The 13,923-nt window shown below is 70.0% G+C and carries 12 protein-coding genes; 10 read left to right on the plus strand and 2 right to left on the minus strand.

Annotated features, from left to right (window positions below; genetic code table 11):
• Nucleotides 1–20 precede the first annotated feature (20 nt).
• On the minus strand, nucleotides 21–899 hold the full coding sequence (locus ACNYS0_RS37665) for a helix-turn-helix transcriptional regulator (RefSeq protein ID WP_422480471.1): 879 nt from the start codon (nucleotides 897–899) through the stop codon (nucleotides 21–23).
• Nucleotides 900–1,076: 177 nt separating this feature from the next.
• On the opposite strand from ACNYS0_RS37665, the gene ACNYS0_RS37670 reads away from it, so the two are divergent.
• Together ACNYS0_RS37670 and ACNYS0_RS37675 are read left to right on the plus strand one after the other, a co-directional pair.
• Complete coding sequence (locus ACNYS0_RS37670) at nucleotides 1,077–1,991, plus strand: alpha/beta hydrolase family protein (RefSeq protein WP_422480473.1); 915 nt, start codon at nucleotides 1,077–1,079, stop codon at nucleotides 1,989–1,991.
• 125 nt (nucleotides 1,992–2,116) lie between these two features.
• The gene (locus ACNYS0_RS37675) at nucleotides 2,117–2,716 is read left to right on the plus strand and encodes a DUF4822 domain-containing protein (RefSeq protein WP_422480475.1); all 600 of its coding nucleotides are present in this window, start codon (nucleotides 2,117–2,119) and stop codon (nucleotides 2,714–2,716) included.
• A gap of 62 nt (nucleotides 2,717–2,778) precedes the next feature.
• Here the strand turns inward: ACNYS0_RS37675 and ACNYS0_RS37680 are convergent, their stop codons facing one another.
• On the minus strand, nucleotides 2,779–3,450 hold the full coding sequence (locus ACNYS0_RS37680) for a GntR family transcriptional regulator (protein WP_422480477.1): 672 nt from the start codon (nucleotides 3,448–3,450) through the stop codon (nucleotides 2,779–2,781).
• 171 nt (nucleotides 3,451–3,621) lie between these two features.
• On the opposite strand from ACNYS0_RS37680, the gene ACNYS0_RS37685 reads away from it, so the two are divergent.
• The 8 genes from ACNYS0_RS37685 (at nucleotide 3,622) to ACNYS0_RS37720 (ending at nucleotide 13,850) form a co-directional block, all read left to right on the plus strand.
• Nucleotides 3,622–6,498 carry an AMP-binding protein gene (locus ACNYS0_RS37685; RefSeq protein WP_422480479.1) on the plus strand — a complete coding sequence of 959 codons (2,877 nt, stop codon included), beginning with the start codon at nucleotides 3,622–3,624 and terminating at the stop codon, nucleotides 6,496–6,498.
• Between the two features lie 80 nt (nucleotides 6,499–6,578).
• Nucleotides 6,579–7,004 carry a malonate transporter subunit MadL gene (gene madL, locus ACNYS0_RS37690; RefSeq protein WP_422480481.1) on the plus strand — a complete coding sequence of 142 codons (426 nt, stop codon included), beginning with the start codon at nucleotides 6,579–6,581 and terminating at the stop codon, nucleotides 7,002–7,004.
• Between the two features lies 1 nt (nucleotide 7,005).
• A complete protein-coding gene (gene madM, locus ACNYS0_RS37695) occupies nucleotides 7,006–7,770 on the plus strand; it encodes a malonate transporter subunit MadM (protein WP_422480483.1) in 765 nt (254 codons plus the stop codon).
• A 93-nt stretch (nucleotides 7,771–7,863) separates the two neighbouring features.
• Nucleotides 7,864–9,171 carry an SGNH/GDSL hydrolase family protein gene (locus ACNYS0_RS37700; protein WP_422480485.1) on the plus strand — a complete coding sequence of 436 codons (1,308 nt, stop codon included), beginning with the start codon at nucleotides 7,864–7,866 and terminating at the stop codon, nucleotides 9,169–9,171.
• 94 nt (nucleotides 9,172–9,265) lie between these two features.
• A complete protein-coding gene (locus ACNYS0_RS37705; protein WP_422480487.1) occupies nucleotides 9,266–9,838 on the plus strand; it encodes a TetR/AcrR family transcriptional regulator in 573 nt (190 codons plus the stop codon).
• A gap of 61 nt (nucleotides 9,839–9,899) precedes the next feature.
• Nucleotides 9,900–11,108, plus strand: coding sequence for a GDSL-type esterase/lipase family protein (locus tag ACNYS0_RS37710; protein ID WP_422480489.1), 1,209 nt, complete (start codon nucleotides 9,900–9,902; stop codon nucleotides 11,106–11,108).
• A 27-nt stretch (nucleotides 11,109–11,135) separates the two neighbouring features.
• Nucleotides 11,136–12,590 carry a glyceraldehyde-3-phosphate dehydrogenase gene (locus tag ACNYS0_RS37715; RefSeq protein WP_422480491.1) on the plus strand — a complete coding sequence of 485 codons (1,455 nt, stop codon included), beginning with the start codon at nucleotides 11,136–11,138 and terminating at the stop codon, nucleotides 12,588–12,590.
• A gap of 336 nt (nucleotides 12,591–12,926) precedes the next feature.
• Entirely contained in the window at nucleotides 12,927–13,850 is a 924-nt protein-coding gene (locus ACNYS0_RS37720) for a TauD/TfdA dioxygenase family protein (RefSeq protein ID WP_422482878.1), read from the plus strand.
• Nucleotides 13,851–13,923 lie beyond the last annotated feature (73 nt).

Genomic DNA, 13,923 nt, shown 5'->3' on the forward strand with positions numbered 1-13,923 from the left:
CCGCCGACCGCTGCTCGTCCTTAGTCGGGGGAGGGCTCGGCCCGCCCGGGGGTGCGGTCGGGTTCGGCGGTGCGGCCCGCCAGGATGCGCAGGGCGTCTTCGGAGTCGCTGCCGGGCTCGGCGCCGTAGGTGAAGAGGATCAGGCCGTCGCCGGGGAGGTCGAGTGTCTCGTAGGAGAGGTGGAGGAGGCCGGCATCAGGGTGATGGATCGCCTTGGCGCCTTGGTGGAACTGGAGGATGCCATGGCCGGCCCAGCGTGTGCGGAACGCCTGGCTGTGGGTGGTCAGGTCCGCGATGAGATCCGTAAGGGCCTTGTCGTACGGATCGCGTCCGGCCTGGGCGTGCAGGAGGGCGACGAGGTTGTCCGCCGCGCTCTCCCAATCGCCCCAGAACTTGCGGGAGTCGGGGTCGAGAAAGGTGAACCGGGCGTGGTTGGGGGTGGCGCCCCCGGCAGACTCGATCATGGGGGCGTAGAGGATGCGGCCCACGGCGTTGGCGGCCAGCACATCACCACAGGCGTTCACGACGAAGGCCGGGCCGGTCATGGAGTCCAGAAGGTGCTGAACATTCGGGCGCACCGTGGCAGCGGGAGCCGGACGGCGCCGACGCCGGGCCCCCGTGCTGGCGGCGCGGGCGAGACCCTCCAGATGGGCGTGGTCGTGCTCGCTCAGCCGCAGCGCCCGCGCAAGGGCGTCCAGGACCTGGTCCGACACCCCGGACAGGTCGCCGCGCTCAAGGCGGGCGTAGTACGCGACGCTGATCCCGGCGAGCCGGGCGACCTCGGCGCGCCGTAGCCCCGGTACCCGGCGTGTGCCGTGGGCGGGCAGCCCCGCCTCCTGGGGGCTGATTCCGGCGCGGCGGGAGGTCAGAAACGCCCGGGTCTCGGCTGCATGGTCCACGGGAGCCAGATTAGGGGGATTCGACCGGTGGAGAGGGTGCGGAAGGGGCGCGGAGGGGTGCAATGCCAGTACACCCTTGACCAGTGGCTTCTCCCGAATCCGGAAGCTAGGTTCCTTACAGGAAGGGGGGATATCGGGCGATTTCGCCATGAGGCGGAAAGTGAAGGTGGAACTGTCATGGCCGACACCTCGGAAATGATCAATGGCCTGGTCGGCGGGATGTTCACCCACCCGGTCCGGACCCCGATCCTGCACACTCCGGACGAGTACGGGATGGCTTACGAGGACGTCACCTTCCCGTCCCTGGACGGCACCCCGCTGGAGGCGTGGTGGATCCCCGCCCCCGGCTCGGACAAGCTGATCGTCGCCAACCATCCGTTGCCCATGTGCCGCTACGGCTTCCCCTCGCACCTGGAGCCGTGGAAGTCGATGGTCCCCGGCGGCAACGACTTCGAGGTCAACTTCCTGCCGGAGTACAAGGCCCTGCACGACGCGGGCTACAACATCCTGACCTACGACGCCCGCAACCACGGCCACAGCGGTGCCGCCAACGGCGAGCTCTTCACCTGGGGCCTGTTCGAGTCCCGTGACGTCGCCGGCTCGCTCACGTACGTCAGGTCCCGGCCCGACACCGCCGGTATGACGCTCGGTCTGCTCAGCCGCTGCATGGGAGGCAACTCCACCTATGTGGCGATGGCCCGCCACCCCGAACTCTTCGAGGACGTCCGCTGCCTGGTCAACCCGCAGCCGGTCTCCCTGCGCGTGATGGCCGGGCAGGCCCTCGGCGCGATGGGCATCGCGGACCGGATCGACGACTTCGACCGGGCGTTTCAGCTGGTCACCAGCTTCACCATCGACCAGGTGTCGCCCATCGAGTACGCGAAGAGCTGCCAGGTGCCCACCTTCATCACCCAGGTCCGCGATGACGTACTGACCCGGCCCGAGGACGTACAGGCGATCTTCGACGCGATCCCCGTCACCGACAAGAAGCTGTTCTGGATCGAGGGCAGCACCGCACGCTGGTCCGGCTACACCTACTTCCCCGAACACCCCGAGCAGCTGCTCGACTGGTTCGACACGCACATGAACTGAACGGCATGCCCGCCTCCACGGTGCTCCGCGTGCCGGCAGCGCGCCACGAATCGGCAATCCAGGGCATCCATCGGTAGCCGATCGGATGACATGCCCGCCCCGGTGCCGCCCATAGCGTCGAGGACATGAACATCACTCGCCTCACCCGTCGTCCCGTTCTCACCGCATCCGCGATCGCGATCGCCGTGTCCGCCCTGGTGCCCGTCTCGGCGATGGCCGCCGAGGCGCCTGCCGCACCGGCGTCCGCGTCCGCGGCGGTGAAGGACGCGACTCCGTCCGACCTGCTCGCCTCGACCCCGTGGAAGACCACCAGCGCCGTCGACCAGGACGGCAACCGCGTCGCCCTCGACGACCCGGCCGTGTCGAACTTCGTGGGCTGGGCGTACTTCGACGCCGACGGCACCTACACCATGTACAACCTCGACGACAGCCCGAAGATGAACGGTGACTGGACCGTCGCCCCCGACGGCTCCGAGCGCTGGATCAACTCGAAGGACGCGAACGGCGACGTGCTCTTCGAGCGCACCGTTCCGATCACCCAGCTCGACAAGAACACGTTCACCTACCGCGTCGTCCCGAACGCCGACGAGCCGAACGTGTACTACGACATCGTGCACACCAAGACCAACCACGCCGAGCCCGGCACCGGCGACCGCGGCCCCGGCGCGAACGGCAACCAGGGCGGCAACGGCGAGTACCACTTCAACAACGGCAACGCCCACTGATCACGATCCGCTGAGTCAAACCGCTCCGGCGGCTCGGTCTGCCAGGGACCGGGCCGCCGGATTCATCCCGCCGCCGGCTCCGTCAAATGCCGCCACGTACGCACCAGTTGACTGAACTCCTTCACCTGCACCAGCACATGCTCACGCGCCGCCTCCTCCGCCCGCTCAGCTGCGCCGGAGGCAATCGCGTCGGCGATCGCCCGATGCTCCGCGAGCGAGCGCCGCATCCGGTCCGGCACCCGCAACTGAAGCCGCCGGTACGGCTGGAGGGCCCGCTTGAGGGCGTGGGCCTGCTGGCGCAGGTACTCGTTGCCGCACGAGTCGTAGACGATGGCGTGGAAGCGGGCGTTGGCGTAGTAGTAGGGGTCGGCGTCGCCCGCGCGCGCATGTTCCTCGCACTCCTTGAGCGCGTCCTCCAGCTCGGCGAGCGCCTCCCGCTCGATGCGCCGCGCCGAGAGCCGCGCCGCCATCCCCTCCAGCTCCGCCATGACCTCGAAGCGCTCGGCGAGTTCGGACACGCTCAGCTCGGTGACGTACGTGCCCTGCTTGGGGCGGATCTGCACGAGACCGGACCGCTCAAGAGCCTGCAACGCCTCGCGCACCGGCGTGCGCGAGCAGCCGAATTCGCGCTCCAGCTCCGCCGGGTCCAGGCGCTCGCCCGGCCGGTACCGGCCGTCCACGACCGCGTTCTCCAGGGCATCACGCACGCGCCTGGCCTCAGGGACTCGAGCCATCTCCACCTCCGACTGCCCAGATTATCGGCCCGCTCCAGGGGGTGGCGCGGGTGCTTCCCGTCCTCTACCGTGCGCTTGTTATATACATCACGGCCCACGATGCATATTCGGCTCTCGCGGATGGTCGCGTGGCCGGATGGCACATGGAGAAGCGTGGAGAGAGGAGCGGAGATGGAGCGGCACGACGGCTGGCTGCTGTCCGACCTGTACCGGGCCCTCGGGGAGCGCCGCACCGGCCGCCCGGAGCCCGACGCCCCGCTCGACCAGCTGCTCGCGGCCTGCGAAGTCCTGATGAGCGACGTCGGCGAGGCCTCCATGCGCGCCGTCGCGGCCCGCGCCCTCGCCGCGTACGACGCGCTCGACGACGCCGGCAGGATCGCCTTCTTCGCCCACATCACCAAGACCTACGACGCCGACGCCGACGAGGTCCGCGCCGCCTACCGCCGCTGGGAGGAGGCCCGCGCCACCGGCTCCCAGGGAGAGGCGGAACTCGTGGCCCTCTTCGACGTCGTCGAACCGGCCCGCCAGCAGCTCCTGCGCCGCATGAACCACGCGCCCGACGCCACCCTCGCCCTCGTCCACATGCGCGCCGACCTGCGCCGCCTGCTGCCCGCGCACCCCGAACTGCGGCCCCTGGACCACGACTTCCTGCACCTGCTCACGTCCTGGTTCAACCGCGGGTTCCTGCGCATGCAGGAGGTCACCGTGGACTCGCCACCAGAACTGCACCGCCATCTGCTGCGCGGCGAGCGGGTGCACCCGATGGCGAACGAGGCCGAACTGCGGCGCCGCATCGAGCCCGATGACCGCCGCGTCTACGCCTTCTTCCACCCGGCCACCGGCGACGTACCCCTGATCTTCGTCGAGGTCGCCCTCGTCCGCGGGCTGCCCGACAGCATCGCCCCGCTGCTCGACCCCGGCCCCGCGCTCAGCCCCGCGGACGCGGACACGGCGGCGCTCTACTCCATCAACAACGCGCTCGACGGCCTCGCCGGAGTCTCCTTCGGCAGCTTCCTCATCAAGCAGGTCATCGAGCAGGTCGGCGAACAGCTCCCGCACCTGACGCAGTTCGCGACGCTGTCACCGATCCCCGGCTTCCGGGCGTGGCTGGATGCTCAGGCCGAGAAGGAGCCCGAACTCGCCGCGCTGGCAGCGGAGTTGAATGCCGCGGACGTCGCCGCCGACCCCGAAGGTATCCGCCCCCGCCTCCTCCCGGTCCTCGCCCGCTACATCACCGCCGAGCGGCGACCCGACGGCCGCCCCCTCGACCCCGTCGCCCGTTTCCACCTCGGGAACGGCGCCGCCGCCTGGCAGCTCGACTGGCCCGCCAACGCCTCGTCCGACGCCTGGCGCCAGTCCTACGGCGCGATGATCAACTATCGCTACGAACCGGACCAGTTGGAGCGCCGTCACGAGGACTTCGTGCGTCGCGGCTCCGTCGCGGTCGGCGGGCCGCTCGCGAGCGGCCACACCCTCAAGAAAGGAACCACCCCGATGACCACCCCGACCAGCACGCGCGAGAGCGATCCGGCGGCGCCCTACCGCACCATCCACCGGTCCTTCGTCGAGCAGGCGGAACTCCGCCCGGACAAGGCGCTCTTCGAGCTGCCCGACGGGCGGTCCGTGACCTACCGCGAGACCGCGGACCTCGTGCGACGCATCGCCGCGCGCCTCGTCGCCGACGGTGTCACCCCCGGCGACCGCGTCGCCATGCAGGTCGACAAGTCGGTCGAGGCCATCGCGCTCTACCTGGCGACGTTGCAGATCGGTGGTGTGTTCCTGCCGCTCAACACGGCCTACACCGGCGCCGAGATCGACTACTTCATCGGTGACGCCGAGCCCCGCGTCCTCGTCTGCCCGCCCGGGCGCCGTGCCGACCACGCTCACCGCGAGGGCCCGGACCTCGTCGTCGAGACCCTCGGCACCGCGGGCGACGGCAGCCTCCTCGAAGGCGACGCCCACCACGACGACGTGCACGAGGCCGCCCCCGGCGACCCGGCGGCCATCCTCTACACCTCCGGTACCACCGGCCGCTCCAAGGGCGCGATCCTCACCCACCAGAACCTCGCGTCCAACTGCGAGGCGCTCCTCGGGAGTTGGCGGTTCACATCCGAGGACCGGCTGATCCACGCCCTGCCGATCTTCCACGTGCACGGCCTCTTCGTCGCCGCCAACATGGTGCTCGTCTCGGGCGCCTCCATGTTCTACCTCCCGAAGTTCGACGCCGACACCATCGCGGAACTGCTGCCGCGCGCCACCGTGCTCATGGGGGTGCCCACCTTCTACACGCGGCTCCTCAAGCACGAGAAGGTCACCCCGGAGACCTGCGCGTCCATGCGCCTGTTCGTCTCCGGCTCGGCGCCGCTGCTGGCCAGCGACCACGAGGCGTTCGAGGCCCGCACGGGCCACGCCATCCTGGAGCGCTACGGCATGACCGAGACGGGCATGAACACCACCAACCCGTACGAGGGCGGCCCCCGCAAGCCCGGCACCGTCGGCAAGGCGCTGCCCGGCACGGAGATCCGCGTGGTCGACGCCGAGACCGGAAAGCCGCTGCCCGACGGGGAGGTCGGCAGCGTCGAGGTCCGTGGCCCCAACGTCTTCGCCGGGTACTGGCAGATGCCCGAGAAGACCGCCTCCGAGTTCCGCGAGGACGGTTTCTTCATCACCGGTGACCTCGGCCTCATCGACGAGGACGGCTACCTCTGCATCTCCGGACGCGGCAAGGACCTGATCATCTCGGGCGGCTTCAACGTCTACCCCAAGGAGATCGAGAGCCTCCTCGACGCCCACCCCGCGGTCCTCGAATCCGCCGTGATCGGTGTTCCGCACCCGGACTTCGGCGAGACCGTCGTCGCCGTGGTCGTCGCCGCGCCCGGCCAGGAGCCGCAGGAGCGGGAGCTCATCGACTCCATCGCCGCCGACCTCGCCCGCTTCAAGCACCCGCGCGCCGTGCGCGTCGTGGATTCGCTGCCCCGCAACGTCATGGGCAAGGTCCAGAAGGCCGAACTGCGCAAGAACTACGCGGAGTTGTTCACGTCCGCCTGACCCTCACCCGCCCCCGATTTCTGTTCCACCCCCCACGTGCTCGCTTACTTACTTCCCGGTCTCTCAGTGTGGAGAAGACGATGGTCCTCTATGGAGTGGCAGCGCTGGCGGTGTGCATGCTCACGGGCACGCTCGTCGGTGAATACCTGGGCGAGGCGCTCGGCGTCGACGCCAATGTCGGCGGAGTCGGCTTCGCCATGATCATGCTTGTGTTCGCGACCCACTGGCTGCGCCAGAAGGGGAAGTTCCCCGAGGCCAGCGAACAGGGCGTGCTCTTCTGGAGCGCGATGTACATCCCCATCGTGATCGCGATGGCGTCGACGCAGAACGTCCACAAGGCCGTCACCGGGGGCCCGATGGCCCTCCTGGCCGGACTGCTCGCGCTCGTCGCGGGCTTCGCCCTGGTGCCGGTGATCGCGCGGATCGGAGGGCGCGGGGAGCCGCTCCCGCCGTTGACCGACACGGAGCCCGGCGCCGAGGCCGTCACCGCGAAGCAGGGAGTCTGACGTGGATACGTTCGTCTCCGTCTGCAAGGACAACGGGCTCATAGTCGCCTTCGCCCTGGTCGGCACGCTGATGCTGGTCTCGGCCTGGGCCTCCAAGAAGCTGACCCGAGGGCGGCTCCAGGGCTCCGCCATCGCCATCGTGCTCGGCCTCGCGCTCGCCTACTGGGGCGGCTCGGCGACCGGGGGAGAGGCGGGTGTCGCCGACATCGCCGCGCTCTCCGGGATGAGCCTGATGGGCGGGGCGATGCTCCGCGACTTCGCGATCGTCTCCACCGCGTACGGCGTTGACCTGAAGGAGATCAAGGGCGCGGGCCCCGCCGGGGCCCTGTCCATCCTGCTGGGCGTCGTCGTTTCGTTCGTCGCGGGCGCGCTCGTCGCCGCGCTCTTCGGCTACCGGGACGCGGCCTCGCTCGCGACCATCGGCGCGGGCGCGGCCACGTACATCGTGGGACCCGTCACGGGCACGGCGGTGGGCGCGAGTTCGGACGTGATCGCGCTGTCGGTCGCCGCAGGGCTGGTCAAGTCCGTGGTGGTGATGGTGGGTACGCCCTTCGCCGCGCGACTGATCGGCCTGAACAACGCCAAGTCGGCGATGGCCTTCGGCGGTCTGCTCGGCACCACGTCGGGCGTCGCCGGCGGCCTCGCGGCCACCGACAAGCGACTCGTGCCGTACGGGGCGATGACCGCGACCTTCTACACCGGCGTCGGCTGCCTCCTCGGACCTTCGCTCTTCTACGTGTCGCTGAGAGCGCTCGTCGGCGGCTGACGGAACAGCACACACAGTTCGGAACAGCGCAACGCAGCAAAAGCACAGCACAGCACCATCCAGACTCCCGTTCACTGGAAGCAGGTTGTGCACATGCCTCGACTTCGTACGCTCACGACCGTTACGGCCGCCGTCCTCGTCCTCGCGGGCGGCGGCCTCGCCACTGCCCAGCCCCCGGAGGAGGCGAGAACCGGGCACGAGGGCCAGGGCGGCGGCAGCGCCTGGTTCACCTCATGGGCGCAGTCCCAGCAGGACGCGGCGACGGACCCGCTGCGCGACCAGTCCGTCCGCACGGTCACCCACCTCAGCCAGGGCGGGGACGGCGTCCGCGTCCGCATCCAGAACACCTTCGGCAAGGCGCCGCTGGAGATCAGCGGCGCCACCGTCGGCCTGAGCGGCGACGGGGCGTCCATCAAGGGAGACACCCACCCCGTCCGCTTCGGCGGGAAAGCACATGTCACCGTCCCCGCCGGCGGCGAGGTGTGGAGCGACCCGGCCGGCCTCGCCACGGCCGCCCAGGACGACGTGGCCGTCTCCGTCGCGCTCAAGGGCGCCGCCACCCCCGGTCAGCACCGCACCGCGCTGCGCACCAACTACCTCACGCCCGAGGGCACCGGCGACCACACCGCGGACACCAGCGGCGCCGCGTACACCAGGACCGTCGATGCCACGTACCTGGTCAGCGCGGTCGACGTGCACAACCCGCGCCTCAGGGGCACCTCGGTCGCCTACGGCAGCTCGGTCGTCGACGGCGTCGGCAGCACCAACTGCGGCCCCGGCTGCACCGAGACCGGTACCAACCGCCGCTGGACCGACGACCTGGCACGCCGCGTGCACACCGAGCTCCCACGCACCGAACAGGTCGCCATCGCCAACGCCGGGATCAGCGGCACGACGAGCGCGGCCGACTGCCCCGGCACGCCGTCGAACGTCCAGGGCCTCGACGCCGCCACCCGCCTCAAGCGCGACGTCCTCGCGCTGCACGGCGTCACCTCGGTCCTGTACTACTACGGCACCAACGACCTCGCCTTCGGCTGCGACGGCAAGCAGATCCTGGCCAGTTACAAGAAGGTCTTCAAGGAACTCCGCGACGCAGGCGTCAAGATCTACGTCACGCCCATCACGCCGCGCCCCGGCTACAGCGACAAGAACAACCTGGACCGCCATACGGTCAACCTCCTGACGAAGAAGGCGAGTTCGTGTGACGGGTCCTGCGACGGCGTCATGGACTTCGACGAGGTCCTGAAGGACCCGCTGCACCCCAACAGCATCGAGCCTTCGTACGACAACGGCGACGGCGTCCACGCGAACATCGCCGGACAGCAGGCGATCGCCGACTCGATCTCGCCGCGGATGCTCACGGACGGGGCGGGTGCAGGGGCGCGGCCCGGTAACCGGTAACCGAAAGCCGATGCCCATTTGCCTAAAGACATTAGGCAGGTGCAGAATTGTTTTCGGTAACAGTGGCGGGGGCTGAGGGAGAGGGCGTACGGCCATGGCGCGTGCCGGATTGACCGCGGAGCGGCTGGCCCGGGCCGGTGCCGAGCTCGCGGACGAGGTCGGCTTCGAGCAGGTGACCGTCTCGGCCCTCGCCCGGCGGTTCGACGTCAAGGTCGCGAGCCTGTACTCGCACGTCAAGAGCTCGCACGACCTGAAGACGCGGATCGCCCTGATCGGCCTGCAAGAGATGGCCGACCGGGCCGCCGAAGCCCTCGCGGGGCGGTCCGGCAAGGACGCGCTCGTCGCCCTCGCCAACGTCTTCCGCGACTACGCCCGCGCACACCCGGGCCGCTACGCCGCCGCCCAGTACCGGCTCGACCCGGAGACGGCGGCGGCCAGCGCCGGCGTGCGGCACGCGCAGATGACACGGGCCGTGCTGCGGGGCTACGACCTCGCCGAACCCGACCAGACCCACGCCGTGCGACTCCTCGGCAGCGTCTTCCACGGCTACGTCAGCCTCGAACTGGCCGGCGGATTCAGCCACAGCGCGCCCGACTCGGGCGAGAGCTGGGCGCGGAGCCTGGACGCACTCGACGCGCTGCTGCGCAACTGGCCCGCGCAGGCGTGAGCCGCCGGGCCCCAGGGCCAGCCACTCCATCCGCACCCTTGATCAATGGATTGACACCATCATGCACACCTCTGACTCCATCCATGAATTGACCACCACGCCGCTGACGGACAACCTCGTCCACGGTGCGATCGACATCGAGCGCACCGCCCGCGGTCTCCTCCCGCACCGACTCCCCGCCTGGGCCCGCGCCCAGAACACGGACGGCCAGCTGGCCATGGCGGAGTCCCAGCCCTCCGGCGTCCGCCTCGCCTTCCGCACCCGCGCCACCGTCGTCGAACTCGACACGGTGCCGACCAAGCGCGTCTACGTAGGCGTGCCGCCGCGCCCCGACGGCCTCTACGACCTGCTGCTGGACGGCACGCTCGCCGCGCAGGGGAGTGTGACCGGTGGCGACACCCTCACCATCGACATGTCCCAGGGCACCTTCGAGCACGCGGCCGGACAGCCCGGCACGCTCCGCTTCGAGGGCCTGCCGGAAGACGCCAAGACCGTCGAGATCTGGCTGCCGCACAACGAGACCACCGAGCTCGTCGCCCTGCGCACCGACGCTCCCGTGGAGCCGGTCGCGCCCCTGGGGGAGTCCGGCCGCAAGGTGTGGCTGCACCACGGCAGCTCCATCAGCCACGGCTCCGACGCCGCGAGCCCGACCACGACCTGGCCCGCGCTCGCCGCGTCCCTCGGCGGCGTCGACCTGATCAACCTGGGCTTCGGCGGTGGCGCCCTGCTCGACCCGTTCACCGCGCGCACTCTGCGCGACACCCCGGCAGACCTGATCAGCGTCAAGATGGGGATCAATGTTGTCAATGCCGACCTGATGCGCATGCGGGCCTTCACCCCCGCCGTGCACGGCTTCCTCGACACCGTCCGCGAGGGCCACCCGGACACCCCGCTCCTCGTCGTCTCGCCGATCCTGTGCCCGATCCACGAGAAGACGCCGGGACCCGGCGCCCCCGACTTCAGCAGCATCGCCAGTGGTCAGCTGCGCTTCGTCGCCATGGGCGACCCGGCGGAGACGGCTCAGGGCAAGCTCACCCTCGAATCCATCCGCGAGGAGCTGGCCCGCATCGTCGCCCAGCGCGCGGCCGACGACCCGCACCTGCACTACCTCGACGGCCGTGAGCTGTACGGCGAGAAGGACCACGAGGAGCTGCCGCTGCCCGACTCGCTGCACCCCGACGCGGAGGCCCACCGCCGCATGGGTGAGCGCTTCGCGGACCTGGGAATCGGCCCCCTGATCGATCACCCGAATGGGCGGGTTACCATTTGAGCGCCGCCTAGCTCGAAAGAGACGCACGTGACTGTCAACGACGACTCGTTCACCAACTGGAAGCACCGCGAGGAGACCGCGGAGGCAATGATCCCGATCATCGGGAAGCTGCACCGCGAACGGGACGTGAACGTCCTGCTGCACAGCCGCTCCTTGGTGAACAAGTCGGTGGTCAGCCTGCTGAAGGCCCACCGATTCGCCCGCCAGATCGCCGGCGAGGAGCTCTCGGTCACCGAGACGATGCCCTTCCTGAAGGCTCTCGCCGAGCTCGACCTCGGGCCCTCCCAGATCGACCTCGGCATCCTCGCCATGACGTACAAGACCGACGACCGGGGCTTGAGCGTCGAGGAGTTCACCGCCGAGGCCGTCGCCGGTGCCACCGGCGCCCTGAAGCTGGAGCGCGGTGAGGGCCGTGACGTCGTCCTCTACGGCTTCGGCCGCATCGGCCGCCTCGTCGCCCGCCTGCTCATCGAGAAGGCGGGGTCCGGCAACGGTCTGCGCCTGCGCGCCATCGTCGTGCGCGGCGGCGGTGAGCGGGCCGCCGAGGACATCGTGAAGCGGGCCTCGCTGCTGCGCCGTGACTCGATCCATGGCCAGTTCCAGGGCACGATCACCGTTGACGAGGCGAACAGCACGATCAACGCCAACGGCAACGCGATCAAGGTGATCTACGCCAACGACCCGTCCGAGATCGACTACACGGCGTACGGCATCAAGGACGCCATCCTGATCGACAACACCGGCAAGTGGCGCGACCGCGCGGGCCTCTCCGAGCACCTGCGTCCCGGTATCGACAAGGTCGTCCTCACCGCGCCCGGCAAGGGCGACGTGCCGAACATCGTGCACGGCGTCAACCACGACACGATCAAGCCGGACGAGCAGATCCTGTCCTGCGCCTCCTGCACCACGAACGCGATCGTGCCGCCGCTCAAGGCGATGGCCGAGGAGTACGGCGTGGAGCGCGGTCACGTGGAGACCGTCCACTCGTTCACGAACGACCAGAACCTGCTGGACAACTACCACAAGGCCGACCGCCGCGGCCGCTCCGCGCCGCTCAACATGGTCATCACGGAGACCGGCGCCGCCTCCGCCGTCGCCAAGGCCCTGCCGGACCTCAAGGCGCCGATCACCGGCTCCTCGATCCGCGTGCCCGTCCCCGACGTCTCGATCGCGATCCTGAGCCTGCGCCTGGGCCGCGAGACGACCCGCGACGAGGTCCTCGACCACCTGCGCGACGTCTCGCTGAACTCGCCGCTGCGCCGCCAGATCGACTTCACGGACTCGCCGGACGCGGTCTCCAGCGACTTCCTCGGCTCCCGGCACGCCTCGATCGTCGACGCGGGCGCGACCAAGGTCGACGGCGACAACGCGATCCTCTACCTCTGGTACGACAACGAGTTCGGCTACTCGTGCCAGGTGATCCGCGTCGTCCAGCACGTCTCCGGCGTCGAGTACCCGACGTTCCCGGCGCCCACCGCCTGACGTACGGCACATGTCCCGAGGCCGGTCCCGCATCGTGCGGGGCCGGCCTCGCGGCACTTGACGGGATGATCAAGTGGGGCGCAGGATGGGGCACATGTTGACGTCTCGCACCCTCGCATCCGGAACGGCCCCCGTTCCGGACCGATGTGGTTGCGGGCGCAGCGGCTTGTAGCGGGTTCGTAGACCCCTCGCCGCCTTTCCCGTACGTCTCGTAGCAGCCGGCGCCCTGATGCAGGGCGGTGGCCACCCACGTTCCGCATGTACGGATCTCTCTCGCGTTCAGCGCGTTCCCTCGTCACCGCGTGCCTGTGGAGGCTCCCCTTGTCCGTGACCGAAATGCCCCCTTCTCTCTCGCTGCGCCCCGCCGAGATCCCCGCCGACGGCCTCTACGAGGGGCGCCGCGTGCTGCGCCGCACCCCCGAGGGCTGGCAGGACCGCCCCTACGAGCTGTTCGAGCTCGTCCCGCAGGGCGCCACCATCGGCGCCGAGATCCGCGGCCTCGACCTGAGCCGGCCGCTCTCCCCGGAGCTGCGCGAGGAGCTGAACCGGGCCCTGCTCGAATGGAAGGTCCTGTTCTTCCGCGCCCAGCACCTCACCAGCGAGAGCCAGCGCGACTTCGCCCGCAACTGGGGCGAGCTGGAGACCAACCCGCTCCTGGAGCGCGGCGACAGCGAGGACGTCGTCCGCTTCGACAAGGGCGCCGGCGGTGTCCCCAGCTACGAGAACGTGTGGCACACCGACGTCACCTTCCGCGAACGCCCCGCCCTCGGCGCCGTGCTCCAGCTCCGCGAGGTCCCGCCGTTCGGCGGCGACACCATGTGGGCCGACATGGCGGCCGCGTACGACAACCTCTCCGACGAGGTGAAAGCGCGCATCGAGGGCGCCGAGGCCGAGCACGACTTCCTGCCCGGCTTCCGCCGCTTCTACGGTCCCGAACGGCTCGCCCAGTGGCAGGAGTCGTTCCCGCCGGTCACCCACCCGGTGGTGCGCCGCCACCCCGAGACCGGGCGCCGCATGCTCTTCGTGAACACCTCCTTCACCACCCGGATCCTCGGCATGGAGCGCGCCGAGAGCGACCGGCTGCTGCGCCTGCTGTACCAGCAGGCCCATGTGCCGGAGTTCCAGGTCCGGTTCCACTGGCAGCCGGGCGACATCGCGTTCTGGGACAACCGCGCCACCCAGCACTACGCGGTGGCCGACTACGGCGACGCCCGCCGGGTCGCCGAACGCGTCGCCATCGCGGGGGACCGCCCCTTCTAGGCACACCGGTGCAGGCGGTGAACGCCGGTGCGGGCGGCCCGAAATCCCTCTCCCCGGTGAGGTGTTGACCGGG

It is taken from the genome of Streptomyces anthophorae (genome assembly GCF_049310305.1).
GTDB lineage: Bacteria > Actinomycetota > Actinomycetes > Streptomycetales > Streptomycetaceae > Streptomyces.